The organism is Rhizobium sp. C104, from assembly GCF_022354505.1.
Lineage (GTDB): Bacteria > Pseudomonadota > Alphaproteobacteria > Rhizobiales > Rhizobiaceae > Rhizobium > Rhizobium redzepovicii.
Genome location: NZ_CP092352.1, coordinates 651,419 through 672,919 on the forward strand (window position 1 = coordinate 651,419; position 21,501 = coordinate 672,919).

General features: G+C 59.2%; 15 protein-coding genes, 1 tRNA gene and 4 pseudogenes. 9 read left to right on the plus strand and 11 right to left on the minus strand.

Going from position 1 to position 21,501, the window contains the following annotated elements; translation table 11 throughout:
• Positions 1 to 137: 137 nt before the first annotated feature.
• Together MF410_RS31205 and MF410_RS31210 are read left to right on the plus strand one after the other, a co-directional pair.
• Positions 138 to 716 carry a hypothetical protein gene (locus tag MF410_RS31205; protein ID WP_125851240.1) on the plus strand — a complete coding sequence of 193 codons (579 nt, stop codon included), beginning with the start codon at positions 138 to 140 and terminating at the stop codon, positions 714 to 716.
• 114 nt (positions 717 to 830) lie between these two features.
• A complete protein-coding gene (locus MF410_RS31210) occupies positions 831 to 1,454 on the plus strand; it encodes a hypothetical protein (protein WP_125851242.1) in 624 nt (207 codons plus the stop codon).
• A gap of 400 nt (positions 1,455 to 1,854) precedes the next feature.
• Here the strand turns inward: MF410_RS31210 and MF410_RS31215 are convergent.
• Positions 1,855 to 2,034, minus strand: a pseudogene (locus MF410_RS31215) (IS3 family transposase); the annotation flags it as partial.
• A gap of 343 nt (positions 2,035 to 2,377) precedes the next feature.
• On the opposite strand from MF410_RS31215, the gene MF410_RS31220 reads away from it, so the two are divergent.
• On the plus strand, positions 2,378 to 2,575 hold the full coding sequence (locus tag MF410_RS31220; protein WP_065283532.1) for a hypothetical protein: 198 nt from the start codon (positions 2,378 to 2,380) through the stop codon (positions 2,573 to 2,575).
• A complete protein-coding gene (locus MF410_RS31225; RefSeq protein WP_239620837.1) occupies positions 2,565 to 4,628 on the plus strand; it encodes a recombinase family protein in 2,064 nt (687 codons plus the stop codon). Before MF410_RS31220 ends, MF410_RS31225 begins: the two co-directional genes overlap by 11 nt.
• 23 nt (positions 4,629 to 4,651) lie before the next feature.
• On the opposite strand, the pseudogene MF410_RS31230 reads toward MF410_RS31225, so the two are convergent.
• A pseudogene (locus MF410_RS31230) lies at positions 4,652 to 5,667 on the minus strand (IS3 family transposase); the annotation flags it as partial.
• A gap of 77 nt (positions 5,668 to 5,744) precedes the next feature.
• Here MF410_RS31230 and MF410_RS31235 point away from each other — a divergent pair.
• Together MF410_RS31235 and MF410_RS31240 are read left to right on the plus strand one after the other, a co-directional pair.
• Positions 5,745 to 6,017: a hypothetical protein gene (locus tag MF410_RS31235; protein ID WP_125851244.1), complete on the plus strand. Its 273-nt coding sequence runs from the start codon at positions 5,745 to 5,747 to the stop codon at positions 6,015 to 6,017.
• A gap of 89 nt (positions 6,018 to 6,106) precedes the next feature.
• Positions 6,107 to 6,180 (plus strand) — tRNA-Ile (locus MF410_RS31240).
• Between the two features lie 412 nt (positions 6,181 to 6,592).
• On the opposite strand, the gene MF410_RS31245 is transcribed toward MF410_RS31240, so the two are convergent.
• Positions 6,593 to 7,276, minus strand: coding sequence for a hypothetical protein (locus MF410_RS31245; RefSeq protein ID WP_125851274.1), 684 nt, complete (start codon positions 7,274 to 7,276; stop codon positions 6,593 to 6,595).
• 1,104 nt (positions 7,277 to 8,380) lie between these two features.
• A pseudogene (locus MF410_RS31250) lies at positions 8,381 to 8,449 on the minus strand (hypothetical protein); the annotation flags it as partial.
• A gap of 369 nt (positions 8,450 to 8,818) precedes the next feature.
• On the opposite strand from MF410_RS31250, the pseudogene MF410_RS31255 reads away from it, so the two are divergent.
• Positions 8,819 to 11,844: pseudogene (locus MF410_RS31255) on the plus strand (glycoside hydrolase family 38 C-terminal domain-containing protein).
• A gap of 90 nt (positions 11,845 to 11,934) precedes the next feature.
• On the opposite strand, the gene MF410_RS31260 reads toward MF410_RS31255, so the two are convergent.
• Positions 11,935 to 12,876: a LysR family transcriptional regulator gene (locus MF410_RS31260; protein ID WP_097624276.1), complete on the minus strand. Its 942-nt coding sequence runs from the start codon at positions 12,874 to 12,876 to the stop codon at positions 11,935 to 11,937.
• A 123-nt stretch (positions 12,877 to 12,999) separates the two neighbouring features.
• On the opposite strand from MF410_RS31260, the gene MF410_RS31265 reads away from it, so the two are divergent.
• A complete protein-coding gene (locus MF410_RS31265; RefSeq protein WP_097624277.1) occupies positions 13,000 to 13,884 on the plus strand; it encodes an alpha/beta fold hydrolase in 885 nt (294 codons plus the stop codon).
• On the opposite strand, the gene MF410_RS31270 is transcribed toward MF410_RS31265, so the two are convergent.
• On the minus strand, positions 13,842 to 14,477 hold the full coding sequence (locus MF410_RS31270) for a TetR/AcrR family transcriptional regulator (RefSeq protein ID WP_097624278.1): 636 nt from the start codon (positions 14,475 to 14,477) through the stop codon (positions 13,842 to 13,844). The two genes, MF410_RS31265 and MF410_RS31270, sit on opposite strands and share 43 nt — an antisense overlap.
• Positions 14,478 to 14,624: 147 nt before the next feature.
• On the opposite strand from MF410_RS31270, the gene MF410_RS31275 reads away from it, so the two are divergent.
• Positions 14,625 to 17,087, plus strand: a complete 2,463-nt coding sequence (locus MF410_RS31275) for a beta-glucosidase (RefSeq protein WP_239620839.1) — start codon at positions 14,625 to 14,627, stop codon at positions 17,085 to 17,087.
• 32 nt (positions 17,088 to 17,119) lie between these two features.
• Here MF410_RS31275 and MF410_RS31280 read toward each other — a convergent pair whose 3' ends face one another.
• The 5 genes from MF410_RS31280 to MF410_RS31300 form a co-directional block, all read right to left on the minus strand.
• Positions 17,120 to 17,656 (minus strand): OmpA family protein, encoded by a 537-nt coding sequence (locus tag MF410_RS31280; protein WP_097624280.1) that lies wholly within the window; start codon positions 17,654 to 17,656, stop codon positions 17,120 to 17,122.
• Between the two features lie 13 nt (positions 17,657 to 17,669).
• Entirely contained in the window at positions 17,670 to 18,344 is a 675-nt protein-coding gene (locus MF410_RS31285) for a L,D-transpeptidase (protein WP_097624281.1), read from the minus strand.
• 262 nt (positions 18,345 to 18,606) lie between these two features.
• A complete protein-coding gene (locus MF410_RS31290; protein ID WP_239621027.1) occupies positions 18,607 to 19,611 on the minus strand; it encodes an ABC transporter ATP-binding protein in 1,005 nt (334 codons plus the stop codon).
• On the minus strand, positions 19,611 to 20,588 hold the full coding sequence (locus tag MF410_RS31295; RefSeq protein ID WP_239620842.1) for an ABC transporter ATP-binding protein: 978 nt from the start codon (positions 20,586 to 20,588) through the stop codon (positions 19,611 to 19,613). Before MF410_RS31295 ends, MF410_RS31290 begins: the two co-directional genes overlap by 1 nt.
• Positions 20,585 to 21,499: an ABC transporter permease gene (locus tag MF410_RS31300; protein WP_239620845.1), complete on the minus strand. Its 915-nt coding sequence runs from the start codon at positions 21,497 to 21,499 to the stop codon at positions 20,585 to 20,587. Before MF410_RS31300 ends, MF410_RS31295 begins: the two co-directional genes overlap by 4 nt.
• Positions 21,500 to 21,501 lie beyond the last annotated feature (2 nt).

Sequence of the window (21,501 nt, forward strand, 5' to 3'; positions counted from 1 at the left end):
GGCCCGCGCGTACGAGGAACGTGGTCAATTCAATCTGACCTGAATGAGATGAGGGCCAAGATTTAGAGTGAACTAGGTCAGTTGACAGGCAGATCAGTTCGCCTGACCATTTTACCGTTCGAGTTCGGAATAGCGGTATGAGTTTTTACGCGATTGAAGTCCTGGTTTACGGCACGGTTTACATAAAGGCGTCCACCCTCCAAAAAGCACAGAAGATACTCGACCGGCTCAGTTCGAATACCATCGATGCGCGGCATCGCGCTTGGTTTTCGGACGTGTCATTCGAGCACGTTCCTCGGGTTAGTTTCGCATCATCTCTCACCCTAAATGCGACTTTCCCCGGATCGCAACTCGTCGAGGTCACGGAAAGAGACGTAGAGCTTGCGCAGCGAAGCTTCGTTCTCGGTTCTCGTGATGTGGTAGTTCCATTCGCTGAACGCGCGGAAGAATTCAACAAAGTGCCAGTGTTCACCACCGACGTCGATCTCACGGCTACAGCGTTCATCAAAGCCGAGTCGCGGCAAGAGGCAAGGATCATCACTTCGAAGTTCCAGCAGCAATTCCACGTCGAACTGCAGATGGGATACTGGCTGTGGTTCTCGAAGCTTGGCTTCGACGATGACGAGATGGCGGCTTTACCAGTCGTCTTGTCGTCAGCAATCAAGGTCATCGGAGCTTCTGAAGGCTGCGGACTTGAGCAGCGGTGGCCGGACTAGCATAGGCGTCCCAGGCGGCTGGTCTAAATAGCGTCGCGTGCTCGCCGCTTTGGGTACCAAGAGCGCCGATTTCGCGCTCAACCATATTAATTCTCTCGTTTTGGACATTGGGAAATGAACATCTATGCAATCGAAATTCTGCTGCAAGGCAACCTTCACATCAAAGCAACCAGTCATGAACAAGCAGAGCGGATTCTAGACAATAATTGCTCGAACACGCTCAACGGCAAAGATGACGAGTGGTTCTCTGACGTACCTGACCGCTACCGCCAGAGAGCTAGTTTTTCGACCAAATTCACAGCCATCGGACCTATCGATGGCGCCATGTTCGTCGAGGTCCCGAGGAGGACGGTACTCGCGGCCCAAGATCGCTGGCAACGCAATTGGCACGGCCTACGACACCCATATCCTCAGCTCTCGGCCGCACATGAACAGGTTCCGGTCTACAGCACCAGTCTGGACGCTACAACAACCGCGTTTGTTCGGGTCAAGGGAGTCGCCGCAGCTGAGGCTGTTGTGGCCAAGTTTAACCAAATGACCCTTGACCTCTTGGACGATAAATCGCGATGGTTCTCGAGACGTGCTCTAGAGGATGAAGCCGGATCTGACCTCCCCATCGCTTTATCATCCGCACTTTATCTGGTTGGCAAATCCGAAGGTTGTCAACTCTGCCAGACATGGCCGGAGCGGCCGTACCAAGGACCCGAATTCGTCGCGAGGATTGACGAATTCTTGTAATTCTCTACCATTTTCGGTGAGCCCTGGGCCGTCTGGACGGGACGGTCGACTTCAACCCCTATTGCGCCCTTTCGCTGACACCCGGCGGCCAGCAGCATCTGCCGTCGAAGGCAATCCCGTGAAGGTGGTCAACGATGGACGGACCAGGACCATGACGGCGCAAGCTCCACGTACTGCCAGATTCAATGTGGCAATCGCTCTGAAATGCGCGATGTAAAAATTAGGTCCGTGCGATCTGACCCATGTGCCAGTGTGCCTCTAGGGATCTGGCTTCAGTTCGGTTCCCAACGGCTTTCCGAAATAGCGACCTCAAATTGCCAATGCAAAGGCTAACGTTGACTTCGTCCCGCCGCGTACGCACCATTAATCTCGATGCATTCGGTGACCTGCCACTGAACTTTCATCCAGCGGCGACTAGAGCCCCGGCGGTTTTGAATACGCCAAGTGGCGCGGTGTGAGCAACCGGCGGAAACGCGAAGCTTTCATCTCGCGCAGCGTTGGAGCCGGTTGCGGCGATGGTCCCGGCAAAGTCTGCCGGGGTTTGGTATCCGAGCGATGAGTGCGGCCGGAAATGGTTGTACAACACGACGACAGAACACCCACGGGACCGAGGTTCGCGAGCTTATGTATCCGTGGCATCCCTGGTCCGGACGGCTCGTTCACGTGCATGATGCGGTGTCCAAAGGGACGCATATTTTCCGCTGCAGCCTTTCTGGTTCTTCTTCTGGTCGACTTCTTGAGGTCCCGTCGTGGATGTTCGACCGATCAGTGAGTGGTTGTTGGCGCAGCTTGGCGGTCCCGCACGTCGATCTCGCAAGCCTGCATACTTTGGCAAGATTGCTGAAGGACGCTGATGCGTCATCGCAATCTTCGGTAATGGGCGCAGCATTGGTCTCTCACGAAACGAGTTCGGAGAGATGTTCATGCCTCGCCAGCCCATGACATGCCAGTTCGATCTGTTCTCGGCCCCGCAGCGGGGGAAGACGGCAGGGACGCCGCAATGGTCGGAGTTGCCGGAGGAGACCCGCCAAGCGTTGACGGTGCTCATCGTGCGGCTGTTCGTCGATCACGCAAAGTGCGGACATGCCTCCCAACAGAAGGAGGCCGGTCATGATGCATGAGAAGATCGGGCCGCATCATCTGGAGCGGAAGGCCATCCTCTATGTTCGGCAATCCTCGGCTCACCAGGTTCTGCACAATCGAGAGAGCAGCGCCCTCCAGTACGCCATGCGCGACCGTCTGGCAGCGCTTGGGTGGTCACAGATAGAGACGGTGGATGACGACCTTGGTCGTTCGGCCGCCGGCGGCGTGACCCGCGCTGGATTTGATCGGATGGTGGCGGAAGTCTGCCTTGGCAAGGTTGGCGCCGTGGCCGCGCGTGAGGTATCGCGCTTCGCCCGGAACAGCCGCGATTGGCAGCAACTCATCGAGATGTGCCGCGTTGTCGATACCGTCCTGGTCGACCAGGAAGCAGTTTATGCGCCCCGCCAGGGCAACGACCGCCTGCTCCTGGGTTTGAAGGGCAGCCTCAACGAGTATGAACTCGATCTCTTGCGTCAGCGTTCCCTTTCCGCCCGCTATGAGAAGGCTCGCCGCGGTGAACTCGTCGTCACTGTTCCGGCCGGCTTCGTAAAGGCCGGTGATAGGATCGAGAAGGATCCAGACCGACGCATCCAGGAAGCCATCGCACTCGTCTTCAACAAGGTCACCGAACTCGGGAGTGCCCGGCAGGCCTTGCTATGGTTCCTTGAGCAGGGGGTGGACCTGCCCGTCAGGTGCGCCAACGGTGACGTCATCTGGCGCAGGCCAAATTATGCCACCATCCACCGGATGATTGCGAACCCGATCTACGGCGGCGCTTATGCTTATGGTAAGAGTCGTTCCGTACCGGGATACGATGGCCGATCTGGAATTCGCCGCAAGGCGCGTGATGAATGGCTTGCCCTGATCCCGGACGCGCACGAAGGTTACATCAGTTGGGAACGGGCGGAGGAGATCCGCAAGATGGTCAGCGACAATGTACCGGCCAGTCGCCATCATGGAGCGCCGAAGCATGGCGACGCTCTGCTTGCCGGCCTGTTCCGCTGCAAAAGGTGCGGCCGGAAGCTGACGGTTCGTTACACAGGAGCCAACCATAACATCCCGCGCTATTCCTGTTGGCGAGGGTTGCTCGACAACGGCGAACCACGTTGCATCGCCTTCGGCGGTCTGCGGGTCGATGACGCGATCGAAGAGGCACTTCTCGGCGTGGTCGAGCCAGGAGCCATTGCCGCCGCCGTCGAGGCGGAACGCAATATGGCCAACCAACGCGATCAGGTTCAGGATGCCCTGATGCGCGAGCTCGAGGCAGCACGCTATGTAGCCGACCGGGCATTCCGGCAATATGACGCGGCTGATCCGGAGAATAGGCTGGTGACGTCGGAGCTGGAAGCACGCTGGAACAAGGCGCTGACTGGCGTCGGTGAGATCGAGGCCAAGATTGCCAAACATCGGACAATTACGCCGCATCCGTTCCCCATGTCCGCATCACAGGTAACCGCACTTGCGGGAAACCTTCGCGCCGTCTGGACGGCGCCGACAACCGATGCAAGGCTGAAGAAGCGCATCGTGCGCACGCTCATCAATGAAGTGGTCGCCGATCTCGATGATGGAACCTCTGAGATCGTCCTCGTCATTCATTGGGTTGGAGGCGTCCACACCGAACTGCGCCTGCCGAAGCGACACCGTGGCCAAAGAAACGCGACCCCTGACGACATTGTCGACGCTGTGAAACAGCTCGTCTTGATCGCCAATGATGATGTGATTGCCGGTGTCCTCAATCGCAACGGACTGACGACCGGCAATGGCAATCGCTGGACACGGGAGCGGGTCACCGCGCTGAGGTCATATCGCAAGATTCCGGTCTTCCGTCCGCAGATCGACGGGGTTGAGCCATGGCTTAATCTGGGCGGTGCGGCGAAGTTACTCGGGATATCGCCAAAGACGCTGCGTCTGGCGGCCGAGGCTGGCGATATTAAGGGGGCTCATCCGCTACCCGATGGCCCATGGATCTTCAGCCGTTCCAAACTCGCGACCCCGCAAGCACGTCAGATTCTCGATCGTGCCCGGAAGAACCCTCGCCACCCCGCGGGATCGCCTCCAGATCAGGAAAACCTATTCCCTTCAATGACATAGAAAGATGGGTGTTATGAAACAGGATTGTAATCGTCGGCCCATTCAGCAATGGCGCTTCGGGCATGATCGAGGCCGAAGAAGAGGCTTTCGTTGAGCAGCTCGTCACGCATTCGCCCGTTGAAACTCTCGATATAGCCGTTCTGCATCGGCTTTCCCGGCGCGATGTAGTGCCATTCGACCTTATGATCTTTCGACCAGGCAAGGATAGCATTCGACGTGAGTTCGGTGCCGTTGTCGGAGACGATCATTCCGGGCTTGCCGCGTCGTTCGATCAGCGTCGTCAGCTCCCGTGCGACGCGGCGGCCGGAGATCGAGGTGTCCGGAATTGCTGCCAGGCATTCGCGCGTCACGTCATCGACGATGTTGAGCACGCGAAACCTCCTTCCGCAGGCGAACTGGTCGTGGACGAAATCCAGCGACCATCGGGCATTGGCCTTCGCTTCGACCAGGATCGGCGCACGCGTGCCGACCGCACGCCGCCGGGCTTTGCGCTTGCGTACTGAAAGCCCTTCCTCGCGATAGAGCCGGTAGATGCGGTTGACCCCGGACGGCTCTCCCTCCCGCCGAAGCAGGACGAACAGTCGCCGGTAGCCGAAACGTCGACGCTCATTGGCGAGGTCGCGCAGCTTCACCCGCAACTCGGTTTCCGGCGGTCGGTTCGACTGATAGCGGATCGTCTTGCGGTCGGCGGATATGATCTGGCAGGCCCGCCGTTCCGAAAGACCCATGACGGTCTTCAGATGCGTGACGGCGTCACGCTTGGCGGCAGGCCCTACCATTTTTTTGCAAGAAGCTCGCGGAGTGCGGCTGCATCCAGCATCTGCTCGGCGAGCAACTTCTTTAGCCTGGCATTCTCGTCCTCAAGCGCCTTCAGACGCTTCGCTTCGGAGACTTCCATGCCGCCGTACTTGGCTTTCCAATTATAAAACGTTGCTTCTGAAATCCCGTGCTTGCGGCAGAGGTCGGCTGCTTTCGCGCCAGCCTCCTGCTCCTTCAGCACCGCAATAATCTGCTCTTCCGTAAATCGCTGCTTCTTCATTCGTCCGTCCTTTAACAGGCCGGACTCTAATCTATCCTGGAGGAAATTACCCGTGGCAGGTCATCGGGAATTTCGACTTGCGCAAACTTCTTTGCTTGAGCACCTCACATTTGTCCGCGGCCACCAAGCGGTTTCTGATGTCTCATGATCAAAAAGAGTGGCTCACAGTTGGCGGGCCATTTGGAAATACGGGCTGGATATTCCACGTTGATGAAGACGCGGCGTTCAATTTCGGGAACCGACGGTTCAACGATCTATGGCGTTCTTTCGCGTACGCTGCCGATCGCGGTTACGAGCTCATCCTCTTCGATGATGTTGAGGAGCCGATGCGGGATCTGGCAGTCTATTGATGCACGCAAAATGTAGTCCGGGTGTCTCTTTCAATCGGGTTAGAGCGAACTTGCGAATCCCTCTGGCCTGTCCTAAGCCTCTGGGTGTGGGGCCTGCAGCTCAATTGGTTAGAGCCGTCGGCTCATAACCGATTGGTTGCAGGTTCAAGTCCTGCCGGGCCCACATTCAGGGATACGGGCACGTCACTCGTGACGCCTGAAAACCCAATCTCGAAGCTGGACAGCGAGATTTCCTCCTCCGGCAGCTTTAAGAATGCTGGTTGTTCCAGCAAAGCGCGAAAACCGTAAGCGCAGTCCTGATCCCACCTTCCGGATCATCGCTTGCATTAATGTTCGACCTCGAGAGACGGCTTGGACGCCGCAGCAATTGTTCACAGGGCGACGGTTCGCCCGAAAGCCAGCTGATCCAAACAGTCGACGGACGGCGCGTGTTCGACGTACCTTCTATGTGACCGCTCAGGGCTAATCTGGCTGTCACCGTCGAAGACGATCTTCACAAAAGATTCATAGGCGCATGGATCGGAAAACTGAAATAGCCATCCAGTATGATCCCGGTCCTATACTGCTGCCAGGTCCTACATTCTGATATTGAGCGACAAGATGTAGCGAGCCCATTCAACTAGTTCAGAGACTTCCTTTTCGGTTAGCCTCACTCTTGCAGGACCAAGTAGGGTCAGCTTTGCAAAGAAGTCTTCCCTATCTCTGAAGCCATAGGCGCTACCGGCTTCACCGGGCGGTATTGCCAGTTTTTTAAGTGTAGCTGCCTTTATGAAGCCTGAGACGCCATTAACAGACAATTTCGCGCAAAGGCGACCTCGGCTATCGAGGAACGGGTGTCCGACTTGCACCTTTTCGAAATGATCTTGCCGGTGCAGTTCAGTCTTATTGCGATAGCTCTCATATGCTCGTTCCGACATCGCGTTGAGCACCTCAACTGCGGCAGAGGAGTTAAGCGCCGTGTTGATGTATTCAACGAGTTCGGGGACTGAGACTACTTTCCTGGGCGTATCCTCGAATGGCGATATGCATATCGCCGGAACATCGCCGTCAAACGATCTTATTGTCAGGAAGTCAAAAGCCGATTCTGGATGCCAACCCGGCCACGCCACCAGTGTTGTGAGGGCGGTAACTGATTCAAGCTCATGTCTGACATCAAACTGGATCGTGTTTGACCAAAGCGCCACCAGTTTGTCTGCCTGAGCTCGGAGAAGCGACAAGAGCCTATCCGAAGTATGCTGATCGCCGCTGTAACTGACCATGCTCGAAACTCAAATTTTCATTGTGACGACCACAGGAAGGTGATCAGAGATTGTAGTGTCGATTCCGTTTGACTGTGGCTTCAGCAGGTTCGTCGCTCTTATATTCGTCAAATATTTTGGCGTCCCGGTTGGCAGTGTGGGGATCAATGAAGGCCTAATAAGAACTTGGTCTAATGCGTGCCAAATCGTGGAATCCGATATGTCCCCGTCATTGAAGAAGGAGCCAGGCTGTGCTGTTGAGGTCTGATCCCCAGGTTTGCCCACATCGCATTGTAAAACATTGGGATCTTTTTCTGATATCGCCCTTTTCCTTCAGTGCGGAAACGCATGTGAGAGGCGATATTCCTACACATAGCAGAATTGAGTGCACCTGCGGCAACCATGGAATCGCAGTATGGGTCGCTATTGAAGTCGCCAATCAGTATGGACTTTGCAATCGCCTGCTCAGCCTCCCTTACTTCAACGCGCTGCCGAAGCTTGGCGGCGTCGAGAGTGGAGTAGGTCCGGGGATTAAATTTTCCAAATGGTGACGGCCTATGAACAAACCACAAACAATGCGTTTCGAGCGTCTGGCCAGCGCCTCGGTGCAGCAGGAAGGGCCAAGCATGCTCCTCCTCGAATTCCGATGTAAGTTGTCCTGACGCCAATTTCGAGATGCATATAAAGGATTTGTAGTCGCTAGCGTATACCGAAAACGCAGTTCCGAGAGCGGCCCTTAGGCTCTGTACCGAGATCCTCCCCGTTTCTGACAGCCCGATAATAGCTTCCCCGTGTGGTCCCGATAGGCTCGGAGAACTCGGTCAATTCGAAGGTCAGATCGACCACATGCTGAACTTGGGCTCGCTTACCCAGGTTCCAGTACGCGATTGCAAGCATTAGAGAACGGTCCCTTATTCGGGGCTCGCCTGTATCAACAGGGTATGAATGTTGTTTTAAGAGATTAGGCTAACTAGCGCGTATTTGCGTGCGGAAGGAAACAATGTAGCGGTTTCCATGTCGCGATCGTCAGCAGCTGCAAATCCATCGCAGCTGCCATCGCTCCGTTCAGATCGATGCCCAACCGCCGATACACAACGTCGCGAGCCCTTTGCGAGCCTGTATTCACTTCATCTCGAACAGGAGGGTGTTCAAGATGCGAGCGCCTGAGGCATCTATTGGGTAACCCACGAACACTTCGAACTGCCTGATGACTGATCGCAGTCTTGCAGCGTTTGTGCCTTTCGTTCCTAATGAACCGGACGTCGCTCCTCTACACCGTGGCAGCCCGCCGTTCCAGAAACTTGCTTGATTTCCACGGTTGAAAGCACTTAGCGCACATTTGGAATCAAGGAGGTGTAAAAGTGCAAAGAGATTGGGACGTCGACAGGTTCGCTTCACAATGACCGCGTCCACACTTGACGGCAAATCAAAGTTACTTAATCTAAGGTCCAGCAGGACCCGCTGGGAGGAGGGCCGGCAATTTGCGATCTTTGTCGCATAATCTTCACCTCCCCAAAGCCATGATTCCAGATCGTTCGCCGCTGATTTCTGACAGGATAAACCATGCCTCTAACCATTGCCCAACGCCTCGACCGCCTGAAAGTCCGTATCGCCGAGCTGGCGCATTGGCGGGATCGGCAGAGTAGCCCGATCGACGGCTGGACATTCGAGGGTGAGCCGATCGGCCATCAGCAGGATTGGCCGCATCGCCAGGGTGTCGTGCATTTTGCCGTAAGCGCCGAGGCGCCGGAGAGCTGGCCGCTCGAAGATATCCGTCTGCAGCTCGATCTCGGCGGCGAGAGTCTGATCACGCTGAGCTATCCTGATGGCGAGGCGGAAACGTTCGGTCTCGACCCCTATCATCAGGAATTCCCGGTGAAAGGCCGCCGTTTCTCGATTGCGACGGAAAGCGTTGCGCGCTTTCCGTTCGGCGAGCCGAACCGGGCGCCGCGGCTGAACAAGGCCCGGTTCATCTGGCTCGACGGCCCGGCTCATCGCCTGCATCTTCTGTTGAAGCAGGTTTCCGAGGCGATCGATGTGCTCGGCGAGCATGAAGTCGTGCCGCATCTGATGGATGCCGCCGAACAGGCCCTGCGCAGCCTCGACTGGCCGTCGGATACGTCGGCTTATATCTCCCGCACCGCCGATGCCGTGATGCAGCAGAAGATCTGGGAGCTGCCGGAGCTTGCGGTAAATCCGGCAGGTCTGAGCGATGAGCAGAGCGCCTCGGCAGCCTCTGCCTTCGAAGCGCTGACGGCGCGGTTGAAGGACCTGCAGAAGCGCTTTCCGCCAAATGGCGAGCTGCTGCTGACCGGTCATGCGCATATCGATCTCGCCTGGCTCTGGCCCTATCGCGAGACGCGGCGGAAGATGCGGCGCACCTTCAACACGGCACTGTCGCTGATGGAGCGTTCGGCCGATTTCCGATTCAACCAGTCGACCGCCCACTACTATGCGCAGATGGAAGAGGAAGACCCGGAGCTTCTCGAACGCATCAAGGAGAAGGTCGCGGAAGGTAAATGGGAAACAGTCGGCGGCATGTGGGTCGAGCCTGATACCAATATGCCCACCGGCGAAAGCCTTGTCCGCCAGGTGCTCTACGGCCAGCGCTATTTCGAAAAGACCTTCGGCACGCGCCATACGGTGTGCTGGCTGCCGGATTGCTTCGGTTTCTCCGGCGCGCTGCCGCAGATCCTCAGACAGGGCGGCATCGACAGCTTCTTCACCATCAAGGTCAATTGGAGCGAGACCAACCATATCCCTTCCGATCTCTTCTGGTGGAAGGGCCTCGACGGCAGCCAGGTGCTGACTCACACTTTCGACAATCCGATGCAGGGATATAACGGCTTCGTGCAGGCCGATTGCTATCTGCCGACGTGGAAGAATTTCCGCGGCAAGGCGCAGCACGATACTTCGCTTCTGGCTGTCGGCTATGGCGATGGCGGCGGCGGCGTGACGCCTGAAATGGTGGAGCGCGAAGTGCAATTGCGCGATTTCCCGGCCATCCCGCAGGCGCGCTGGGGCACCGTCAAAAGCTTCTATGAAAAGGCGCATCGCACCGCGGGCGAAAAGGACCTTCCGGTCTGGGACGGCGAAATCTATCTCGAACTGCACCGCGCGACGCTGACGAGCCAAAGCGGCGTCAAACGCAAACACCGCCAGGCAGAACGGGCGCTGATCACCGCTGAAACGCTCGCTTCACTTGCCCATATGCTGGGGGGCGAAAAGCCGAAAAGTCTCGAAGCGGATTGGCGCGTGGTGCTGAAGAACGAATTCCACGACATCCTGCCGGGATCGAGCATCCGCGAGGTTTATCAGGATGCGGAGCAGGAACTGGGTGGCGTCATCGACCACGCCAAGTCCGAGCAGGCAAAGGCCTTGCAGGCGCTCTCGGCCCATTTGCCGAAGGGCGGGCTCGGCAATGCGCTCGTCGTCGTCAATCCGTCGCTTGCGCCACGGCCGGTGAGCGCCACGCTTGCCGACGGCACGGTCATCTCGGCCGGCGATATCGTCGCTCCTCTATCCGTCGCGGTCTTCGATCGGCAGGTGCTTCGGCCGGCCGGCCGGCTGACGGCCAGCCCGGATCGCCTCGAAAACGACTATCTCGCTGTGACCATCGGCAAGGACGGGGCGGTTGCGAGCCTCATCCACAAGGCGAGCGGCCGCGAAGCGGTCGATGGTTCGGCCAACCAGCTCTGGGTCTATCCTGCCGACAAGCCGCGCAATTGGGACGCCTGGGATATCGACGCCGATTATGCCGAAAAGGCCATCCGTCTCGAGGCGCCGGAAAGCATTTCGCTTGTCGAAAGCGGCCCGCACCGCGCGGCAATCCGCGTCGTTCATCGCTACCGGAATTCCAGCGTCACCCAGACCTATGTGCTCAGTGCCAATGCGAAGCGGCTCGATATCGAAACGGCGATCGACTGGCATGACCGCCGCACCCTGCTGCGCACCCTGAACCCGGTCGATGTCCGGTCGCGGAAGGCAACGTTCGAATGCGCCTTCGGCGTCGTCGAGCGCGCGACGCACACCAACACCTCCTGGGAACAGGCAATGTTCGAGGCGGTCGCCCATCGCTTCGTCGATATCAGCGAGCCGGGTTTCGGTGTCGCCCTGCTTAACAATGCCAAATACGGCCATAGCGCACGCGGCAATGTGATCGGCATGAGCCTGGTGCGCGGGCCGATCTATCCGGATCCACTGGCCGATGAAGGCGAGCAGAGCTTCACCTATGCGCTGATGCCGCACGAAGGCACCTGGCATGACGGTGGTGTGCTCGACGAGGCGATCGATCTCAACCAACCGCTTGTCGCAGCTGAAGCCAGCGGCCTCTCCGCCGGCACTTTTGCGCCGCTAGCGGTCACCGGAATCCCGTCGCGTTCTCAGGCCTGAAGCCGGCAGAAGAGGGCGACGGTCTCATCCTGCGCCTCTACGAACCGGCCGGCCGGCGCGGCACGCTCGCCCTCGACCCGCCTTCAGGATGGACGGCATCGCAGCCGCTGAACATTCTCGAAGAGCCGATGGAGCGGAAGGGAGCTGCCGACATCATGCCGTTCGAAATCCGGACCTGGAAGCTGCAGAATGGCTGACGCCTGACCGCCATGCGTGCCGGGAATTAAATGGCCGATGGCAAACGCACCATGATTTGAAGAACTGGCGGGCGCTCCTGAAAGCAGCTGCTATCCCCTAGAATTGGATGAGACGCCAGCCGCATCCGGCGGTCGAAAAGCGTCGGGTCGGGCGGCAAAGTTCGTAACTACAAAATCCACGAAAGCGCGGACTTTTGGTGAAAGCTGACGATTGGACGGCCAGACGAGCGAGAGCGAACCGTACGGCACCATGAAGGAAGTCAGGACGGGGACCAAACTTCCGGCCCGCATATGGGACTCTGCGACGTAGACGGGCAGATGCGCAAGGCCCAAGCCGTCCCGTGCTGCCCGCAGACCTGCATCCGTGTTGTTGAACGTAAGGTTCCTTGGGAAAATTACCCGATCGTATGGTGAGCGGAATGCCCACGGCGCAAGCCGGCCGCTGGATGGGTATTTGAAGTGAATGCAGGCATGTTGGGAGAGGTCATCCGGCGTCTGCGGTCGTCCATGGCGCTTGAAATAATCGGGACTTCCGCAAACGACGAAATGCTGGTCGCCGAGATGGCGGGCAATCAATCGTGCATCGGCAAGCTCACCGCTGCGCACGACGACATCCAGGCCCTCTGCGACCAGGTCGATGACCTTGTCTTCGAAATCGATGTCCAGTTCGATCTCCGGAAACTGCTCGGCAAAAAAGGGCAGGATCGGCATGAGAAGGTGATGCCCGACGATATGCGGCACGCTGACGCGCAGGCGCCCCCTTGGACGTTCCCGGCTTCGTGAGATCGTGGCCTCCGCGTCATGCATGTCGTCGATGATGCGTTTGTAGCGCTCGTAGAGCAGGGTTCCTTGCTCGGTCAGGCTGATGCTGCGCGTGGTGCGGTTGAAGAGCCGCACGCCCAATCGGCTTTCGAGCCGCGCGACCGCTTTTCCAATCGCGGAGGGTGAAACGCCGGCGACGCGCGCGGCTCCGACATAGCTCTGCTGTTCAGCAGCATAGACAAGGGCGAAAACGCTCGCGAGGCTTTCCATTTGGCACCCGATTAGAGAGATTTTGTCCTTTATGTACGCCCGTGAGCTGCCATTGATCAATATTGCGCAGGAAATATCCTTTGTCGCCAAGCGGTATCAGCCCCGCACCAGAGGAGTGGAAGCATGCAGGACTATGCAAAAGAATTGCCTGAGCACGTCAGCAAATACATTGGAGAGAACGAGCTGTTTCTGGAGATATTTCGGGGGAACAACAGTTCGTCGCAGCGCGCACGACCGCCTTTGCTTTTCGTTCACGGCGCCTTCACCGGCAGCTGGATGTGGAGCAAGCACCTTCCTCACTTCATATCGGCCGGATGGAATTCTTACTGCATCAATTTGCGCGGCCACTACAAAAGCAGATCGGTCGATTTGACCAAGGTCGAATTTGAGGACTACCTGGACGACATCCGCCAGGCGATCTCCGAAATCGCTGAGGAATGCGCAGCTCCACCTGTTGTGATCGGCTTCAGCATGGGAGGGATACTGAGCCAGAAACTGGCGGAAAGCGTCGGGATTGCCGGGCTGGTGCTGATCGATTCCAGCATTTGCAGGCAAGTGCATGACGAGGTGCCCTATCGTCATCTTGCACCCAGAATGCCGGGTCTGGTTGTGCCGGCGCCGGCGCGCGACGAGCAAAGCAGCGCCGATGAAACGCTCGACGATATCACGTTCCAGCGGAAGTACCTGTCGATGGAATCGGCGAAGGCATTCGCCGCATTTTCCTTTCATTTCGGGGCGGAGGGGATTTCCGTCGATGGCGGGAAAATCACCTGTCCCAGCCTGGTCATCTCAGCCGTCAAGGATGAAGAGGATGATCGCCGAGGCCGGGCGACGGCGCGGCATATTGGCGGCGAGTATCTGGGGCTTCAGGGGACGACACATACGGGTCTGCTGGTCGGGCAAAGATACTATGAGGCCGTAAGCTGCATGATGGTTTGGCTGGCGCGCTTTGCAGATAGCTCCAGTCAGCCTTCCAAGCTGAGGCTTGTCAGCAGCCGGCCGACATAGGCTTCCAAGCCGCCGACCATGTCGAAGCGGTCGGGATCGCGCAGCCAGAGCATCTGCAGGCCGTCCATCACCGCGATCAGTTCGGCGGCCATTGCCCTGCTGTCGATCCTGGCGTCAATCGCGCCGTCGGCAATCGCCCGTTCGAAGGTCGCGGCGATGTCGTTCTGCATCTGGGTGGCGCGCGCGAGAAACCATGCCTTGGCGGGGTGGTCCTTCATAAGGCTCTCGGCATTCAGGATGGCGAAGGCCCTGACGACCTCGATCATGTCGGCGTTGCGGCGGAAGATGGCGACCATGCCCTTGAGCAGGCCGCTGAGATCGGAGCGATAATGCTCGATGAAATCAGCACTTTCGAGATCGCGTTGCGCGAGGATTGCCAGCAGCAGATCGACCTTTGTGGGAAAGTGGTGCAGCAAGCCGGGCAGCGACAGGCCGACATCCCGGGCTATATCGCCGATCGCGGCATTCTGATAGCCGTCCTCGGCAAAGCGCCGCATCGCCGCCGTCAGGATTTCCGCGCGGCGTGTCTCTCCCTTGCGGGATCGGCGCCGTCGTTTTTCCTCTCCGGTCTGCTGTTCCGACAATTCTGCCATCGTCTCTTGTCTGCCTCTTGGAGCGGCGATCAGCCGGTCCTCGGCCGATTTCTCCCATGCTCTCCATCCTTACATCAGGCTTGCGCGATTGACATCTTAAAAATACCGAGTAATCGGTAGGTTTAAGAATTTCCTTGGGAGGTTTGCATGATCGATTCCATTCTCGACCAGATGACGCTCGAGGAGCAGGTCTCCCTGTTATCCGGCGCCGATTTTTGGACGACCGTTCCGGTCGAGCGCCTCGGCGTGCCGAAGATCAAGGTGACGGACGGGCCGAACGGCGCGCGCGGCGCCGGCTCGCTGGTCGCAGGCGTCAAGGCGACGTGCTTTCCCGTCGGCATCGCGCTTGGCGCCAGCTGGAATCCCGAACTCGTCTCGCAGATGGGCGCAGCCCTTGCGCGCCAGGCAAAGAGCAAGGGTGCCGCGGTGTTGCTCGCGCCCACGGTGAATATCCATCGTTCCGGCCTCAACGGCCGCAATTTCGAATGTTATGCCGAAGATCCGATGCTGACCGCCGAATTGGCCGTCGCCTATATCGCCGGCGTGCAGGGCGAGGGGATCGCGGCGACGATCAAGCATTTCGCCGGCAACGAATCCGAGATCGAGCGGCAGACCATGTCTTCCGATATCGATGAGCGGTCGCTGCGCGAAATTTACCTGCCGCCCTTCGAACAGGCCGTGCGCCGCGCCGGCGTGATGGCGGTCATGTCCTCCTATAACCGCCTCAACGGCACCTATACGAGCGAGCATCACTGGCTGCTGACGAAGGTGCTGCGCCAGGAGTGGGGTTTCCAAGGTATCGTCATGTCCGACTGGTTCGGCTCGCATTCGACCGCCGAGACGATCATTGCCGGTCTCGATCTCGAAATGCCGGGTCCGGCGCGCGACCGCGGCGAGAAATTGGTTGCCGCCGTGCGCGAGGGCAAGGTCGAAGCCGAAAACGTGCGGGCGGCGGCGCGGCGCGTGCTGCTTCTGCTCGAGCGGGTCGGCGCTTTCAAGAGCAAGCCAGATCTGACGGAGCGAGCAATCGACCTGCCCGAGGATCGGGCGCTCATCCGGCGCCTCGGCGCCGAGGGCGCAGTTCTCCTCAAGAACGACGGCATCCTGCCGCTTGCCAAGACCTCGCTCGACCGCATCGCCGTGATCGGCCCCAATGCGGCAAGCGCACGCGTCATGGGCGGCGGCAGCGCACAGATCGCGGCGCATTATACGGTCAGCCCGCTCGAAGGTATTCGCGCCGCCCTTTCCAATGCCAACAGCATCAGCCACGCGGTCGGCTGCCGCCACAATCGCCTGATAGACGTGTTCAAGGGCAAGATCACCGTCGAATATTTCAAGGGCCGCGGCTGCAAGGGCGAGCCGCTGCATGTCGAGATCGTCGACAAGGGCGAATTCTTCTGGTTCGAGCTGCCGTCGGGCGAACTCGACCCTGCCGATTTCTCGACCCGGATGACCATGCAATTCGTGCCGGAGGAAAGTGGCGATCATGTCTTCGGCATGACCAATGCCGGCCTGGCGCGGCTCTTCGTCGATGGTGCACTGATGGTCGACGGCCATGAGGGCTGGACGCGCGGCGAAAACTATTTCGGCACAGCCAATGACGAGCAGCGCGGCAGCGTGGCGCTCGAAGCCGGCCGGGCCTATGCTGTCACCGTCGAATATGAGCCGTCCATCGCGAGCGGGGAGGGCATCAATCTTATCGCCGTCCGTTTCGGTGTGGAAAAACCGCTCGGCGAGGCCGATATCGAGGCAGCCGTCGAGACGGCCCGCAATGCCGATTTGGCGCTTCTCTTCGTCGGCCGCGACGGCGAATGGGATACGGAAGGTCTTGATCTGCCCGATATGCGGCTTCCGGGCCGGCAGGAGGAACTGATCGAGCGGGTGGCCGCCGCCAATGCCAACACCGTCGTCGTGCTGCAGACCGGCGGCCCGGTGGAAATGCCCTGGCTCGGCAAGGTCCGCGCCGTGCTGCAGATCTGGTATCCGGGGCAGGAGTTGGGCAATGCCGTCGCCGACGTGTTGTTCGGCGATGTCGAGCCCGGCGGGCGCCTGCCGCAGACCTTCCCGAAGGCGCTAATCGACAATTCCGCCATTACAGGCGATCCCGCCGTCTATCCCGGCAAGGATGGGCATGTGCGTTATGCCGAAGGCGTTTTCGTCGGCTACCGTCATCACGATACACATGCCGTCGAGCCGCTCTTCCCCTTCGGTTTCGGCCTTGGCTATACCCGCTTCAGCTGGGGTGCACCGCGGCTGTCGGCCGCCGAAATGGGCGCCGAAGGCGTGACTGTCAGTCTCGACCTGATCAATACCGGCGACCGGGCGGGATCCGAACTGGTGCAGCTCTATGTGCGTTCGCCGAAGACCAAGGTGAAGCGGCCGGACAAGGAGCTGCGCGCCTTCGCAAAACTTTCGCTGCAGCCTGGCGAGACCGGCACCGCCACCATGAAGATCCTGCCGCGCGATCTCGCCTATTTCGACGTCGAGGCTGGCGCCTTCCGCGCCGAACCCGGTGACTATCAGCTGATCGTGGCGGCGAATGCCGCGGATATCAGGTTCGTCGTCGAGCTGTCGTCCCCATCCAGCTACGTACTGCTGCCGTCTCACTGACGGCGGGCGACGAGGCCGCTGCTGACCTGCAATCAGACCGCGTCGGGCTGGCTGCGGAGATTGGTGACAACGCGTCGGTTCTGTACCTTGCAGGAGCGCTCCGTGCAGTCGCGGACTTCGCGATCGTTGCCGTAGCCCTTGGCCCACATGCGCTTCGGATCGACGCCCTTCGAGGCAAGATAGGCCATCGCCGCGTCGGCGCGCTTCTGCGACAGCGTCTCCATCTTCGAAGCGGAACCGGAATCGTCGGCAAATCCCTGCAGCTTGAGCAGCCAGGTCGGGTTCCTGTTGAGCCAGGCGGCCTGGTTGTCCAAGGTTGCCATAGCGACGGAATCGAGCACGGCCGAGTCCTGCTTGAAGTAGATCCGCCGGCCGACAGTGAGGATAAAATCCTCTTCGCTGCCGGCTGCGACGTTTTCGAAACCGGGCGCCGGATCGTTGGTCTGGCCGGTCATCGGCGCTGCAGTGGGTTCTTCCAGGGAGGCGATCTTCGTGGTGGAGCAGGCGGCAAGTGCGAGGAACATGGCCGCGGCGAGAAGGCGGCTCGTATATCCGGTCGTAGCAGACATCAGGTGATATTCCTTATTCGACCGGGGTTGTTTGGCTGACCTGCGTGGTGCTTTCGGCCTGGTCGGCAATATGCGGCAGAACCTGGACGGCCGTGCCGATCGGGCAACGCTGGTAAAGGTCGATGGCGTCTTCGTTGAACATGCGGATACAGCCGCTGGAGGCATCCTTGCCGATGCTCCAGGGCTCGAGTGTGCCATGGAAGCGATAGCCGGTGTCGACGCCGTCGCGATGCAGATACATGGCGCGGGGGCCGAGCGGGTTCTTCGGTGAACCGCCTGCGACGAATTCGGGCAGTTCGGGATGGCGCTTGCGCATCTCCGGCGGCGGCGTCCAGCGCGGCCAAAGCGACTTGGCGTCGATCGTGGCGCGGCCGAACCATTTAAAACCCTCGCGGCCGACGCCGACTCCGTAGCGAATGGCGGTTTTGTTCTCCATGATCACGTAGAGAAAATGGTGCCTTGTATCGACGACGACGGTGCCGATCGGCTCGCTGCTGAAATATTTGACGACCTGGCGGTGCCATTTCCTGTCGATCTTGGCGAAGTTGGTCCCTCGGAACGTCACGCCATTGTCGACGATGGTGCCATCAAAATAGGACGAGGCCGCGGCGAATGCCGGTCTGCCGACCGCACCGGCGCCAAGTAACGCCAAACCACCAAGCAAAATTTCCCTGCGGGTCCCCGGCATCGGCAATATCCCCCTTAAAGCCAAGCAGCGGAGTATCAGTAAATCAGATTTTTCATTTGCGACAACAGAAAATTGTTCTCCATCTTAAAGACCTGGATCGAGTTGCGGTCTTCTGGATATATTTGCTTCAACGGTTACTTGGGAGGAGAACGTTACACCCTGCAAACTCGCGACCACTCGAACGGATGGATCCTTGTCAGCAGTCCTGATGCCATGCGGTCGACCGCGCGCGGCTCCAGGAGCGAGTCCCGTTGGTTAGGGGTTATGCATCGTTGAGATGGCAAGCCGACAGGTGCCCCGGTGCAATTTCCTTTTTCACCGGCACTTCCAGACGGCAGCGATCCATCGCAAACGGGCATCTCGGATGGAAGTGACAGCCTTCCGGCGGGTTTATCGGGCTGGGGAGCTCGCCATCGACGGGCTTGAACTGTCGCTTGGCGGGTTCGATGCGCGGCACCTCGGCCAAGAGCGCTTTCGTGTAAGGATGATTGGGCCGCCTGAAAACCTCCTCGACGAGCGCCTCTTCGACGATGCGGCCGAGATACATGATCGCAACGCGGTCGGAAATATGTTCCACAACGCCGAGATCATGACTGACGAACAAATAGGTCAGGTCAAGCTTGTCACGAAGTTCCATGAACAGGTTGATGACCTGAGCCTGGATGGAAACGTCGAGCGCTGCAACGCTTTCGTCACAGACGAGGAATTTCGGCTGCACGGCGAGCGCGCGCGCAATATTGACGCGCTGCCGCTGGCCACCGGAAAACTGGTGCGGGTATCGCTTTTTCATAGCCGGGTCGAAACCAGCCAGCATCAAATATCTGTCGACATAGGCGTCGCGCTCCGCCGAGCGGGCAAGCCCATGCGTTCGAGGCGCCTCCCAGATAAGCTCCTCGACGGTCATGCGCGGATTGAGAGCCGCCATCGGGTTCTGGAAAATCATTTGGCTGGCGAGACCGAACTGATGCTGCTCGCCTTTCGACATAGCGCTTCGATCCATCCCCTTCCAGAGAATGTGACCCTGGCTCGGCGAGGTGATCCCTGCAATGGCGCGGCCGAGCGTCGACTTCCCGCAGCCGCTTTCACCGACAAGGCCGACAACCTCTCCGGGCCGAATGCTGAGGCTGACGTTGTCAAGCGCGTGAACGACAGGCGCGGGTTTGGCCAGCTTGAGCTTGAGCGCGATCTTGGCGGCGAGGTCGGGCTTGGCTCCGAAGCGCTGCGACACGTTCCTCGCTTCGATCAGGGGCGTGGCGATCGCCGTCATCATGCTATCTCTTTCGTAACGGGATGAATGCAGCGGAAAGAGCGGTCGCCTTCCGGCATGAGCGCCGGCATGACCAGACAGCCGTCGGTTGCTCGATCACAGCGCGTACGAAAACTGCATCCCTGCGGGAGGCGGTTGATGGCCGGTGTCATGCCGCGGATCTGGTGAAGGGGCTCTCCGCGTCTGTTTTGCGAAGGCACCGACGCGATCAGACCGGCAGTGTAGGGATGGTGAGGATCAGTCAGAACCTTGCCCACCGGTCCGGTCTCGACGAGGCGGCCGGCATACATGACGGCGATCTCGTCGGCCAATCTTGAAACGATCGCCAGATCGTGGGTGATCCAGATCACCGCCGTATTTCCCTCTTCGGTGAGTTTCTGGAATTCGGAAATGATCTGGCTCTGGATCGTCACATCAAGCGCCGTTGTCGGTTCATCGGCGATGATAAGGTCCGGCTTGTGAAGAAGCGCGATGGCAATCGCCACGCGCTGGCGCATTCCGCCGGAAAATTGATGCGGATAGGCGGCAAGCCTCTCTTCAGGGCTTGGTATTCCGACCTGCGCCAAAGCATCCCGCGCCCGCTGCCGGGCGGCATCCTTCGGGACTCGCTCGTGTGCCTGAACGGCTTCCACCATCTGCGTCCCGACCGTCAGGACCGGGTTGAGCGTCATCGTCGGATCCTGGAATACCATGGCGATCCGCTTGCCGCGCAGCTGCCGCATCTCTTCGTCCGAATATTTCGCGATGTCGGCGCCATCGAAGATGATCCGGCCGCCGGCAACCCGGCCGGGTTTATCGAGGAGCCGCATGATCGAGAAGCCGGTCACCGACTTTCCGGATCCGGATTCTCCCACGAGACCCAGGACCTTGCCGCGTTCAACCGTGAACGACACATCATTGACGGCGCAAAGGCTGGGGCGTCCCCTGCCGCCGCCGAATTCCGTGACAAGATTGCTCACTTGCAGCAATGGAGTCATGACATGTTCCTCGGGTTGAGCACATCGCGCAGCCGGTCACCGACGAGATTGATCGCCGCGATCGTGACCAGAAGGGCAATGCCGGGAAAGAAGCTGATCCAGTAGAGGCCCGTCAGAAGATACTGGTAGCCCGTCGAGATCAGCATGCCGAGCGAGGGCTCGGTCACGGATGCACCGAGACCAAGAAAGGATAAGGTTGCTTCGAGACCGATTGCCCGGGCGATCTGCATCGTGGCGATGACGATGACCGGCGCAAGACAGTTCGGCAGCAGGTGCCTGAAGAGGATGCGCCATCCGGGCAGGCGCAGCATCCGGGCCGCCTCGATATATTCCTTCTCGCGCTCGACCAGAGCGGTGCCGCGGACGGTTCGGGCATAGGTCGCCCACTCGGCAATGATCAGTGCGATCACGACATTCGGCACGCCCTTGCCAAGCACGGCAAGCATCATGAGCGCCATCAATATTGTGGGAAACGACAGCTGCAGGTCGACGAGCCGCATCATCGCGGTTTCCGTGCGCCCTCCCATGTAAGCGGCGAACAGGCCGGCTGAGGTTCCGATGATGGCAGCGGCGAAAGCCGACAGAACGCCCACCAGCAAGGAGGTACGCAGGCCGTAGAAAATGCCGGACAGGATATCGCGGCCCTGGCTGTCGGTACCGAGGTGATAGACGAGCCCGGTCATGGATTCGGACCCCGGCGGCAGTCGTCCATCCATGATGTCGAGCTGCATCAAATCATAGGGATTTTGCGGTGATATCCATGGCGCAAACAGCGCCAGGCAACAGATGATCACCAGCGTGAGGAAGCCGATCGCGGCTGCCGGAGAGCTGAAGAAATCCGCGATCCCTTTCGACAGACGACTGGGTTCGGGCGTTGGAGCGCTTGTGTCTTGCGTGTGTGGTTCGGCCATGG

What these genes read in the sequence shown, in the direction of transcription:
- MF410_RS31205 (WP_125851240.1), top strand. Translation starts at nt 138, where the DNA reads ATGAGTTTTTACGCGATTGAAGTCCTGGTTTACGGCACGGTTTACATA.
- MF410_RS31210 (WP_125851242.1), top strand. Translation starts at nt 831, where the DNA reads ATGAACATCTATGCAATCGAAATTCTGCTGCAAGGCAACCTTCACATC.
- MF410_RS31220 (WP_065283532.1), top strand. Translation starts at nt 2,378, where the DNA reads ATGCCTCGCCAGCCCATGACATGCCAGTTCGATCTGTTCTCGGCCCCG.
- MF410_RS31225 (WP_239620837.1), top strand. Translation starts at nt 2,565, where the DNA reads ATGATGCATGAGAAGATCGGGCCGCATCATCTGGAGCGGAAGGCCATC.
- MF410_RS31245 (WP_125851274.1), bottom strand. Translation starts at nt 7,276, where the DNA reads ATGGTCAGTTACAGCGGCGATCAGCATACTTCGGATAGGCTCTTGTCG.
- MF410_RS31260 (WP_097624276.1), bottom strand. Translation starts at nt 12,876, where the DNA reads ATGGAAAGCCTCGCGAGCGTTTTCGCCCTTGTCTATGCTGCTGAACAG.
- MF410_RS31265 (WP_097624277.1), top strand. Translation starts at nt 13,000, where the DNA reads ATGCAGGACTATGCAAAAGAATTGCCTGAGCACGTCAGCAAATACATT.
- MF410_RS31270 (WP_097624278.1), bottom strand. Translation starts at nt 14,477, where the DNA reads ATGGCAGAATTGTCGGAACAGCAGACCGGAGAGGAAAAACGACGGCGC.
- MF410_RS31275 (WP_239620839.1), top strand. Translation starts at nt 14,625, where the DNA reads ATGATCGATTCCATTCTCGACCAGATGACGCTCGAGGAGCAGGTCTCC.
- MF410_RS31280 (WP_097624280.1), bottom strand. Translation starts at nt 17,656, where the DNA reads ATGTCTGCTACGACCGGATATACGAGCCGCCTTCTCGCCGCGGCCATG.
- MF410_RS31285 (WP_097624281.1), bottom strand. Translation starts at nt 18,344, where the DNA reads ATGCCGGGGACCCGCAGGGAAATTTTGCTTGGTGGTTTGGCGTTACTT.
- MF410_RS31290 (WP_239621027.1), bottom strand. Translation starts at nt 19,611, where the DNA reads ATGACGGCGATCGCCACGCCCCTGATCGAAGCGAGGAACGTGTCGCAG.
- MF410_RS31295 (WP_239620842.1), bottom strand. Translation starts at nt 20,588, where the DNA reads ATGACTCCATTGCTGCAAGTGAGCAATCTTGTCACGGAATTCGGCGGC.
- MF410_RS31300 (WP_239620845.1), bottom strand. Translation starts at nt 21,499, where the DNA reads ATGGCCGAACCACACACGCAAGACACAAGCGCTCCAACGCCCGAACCC.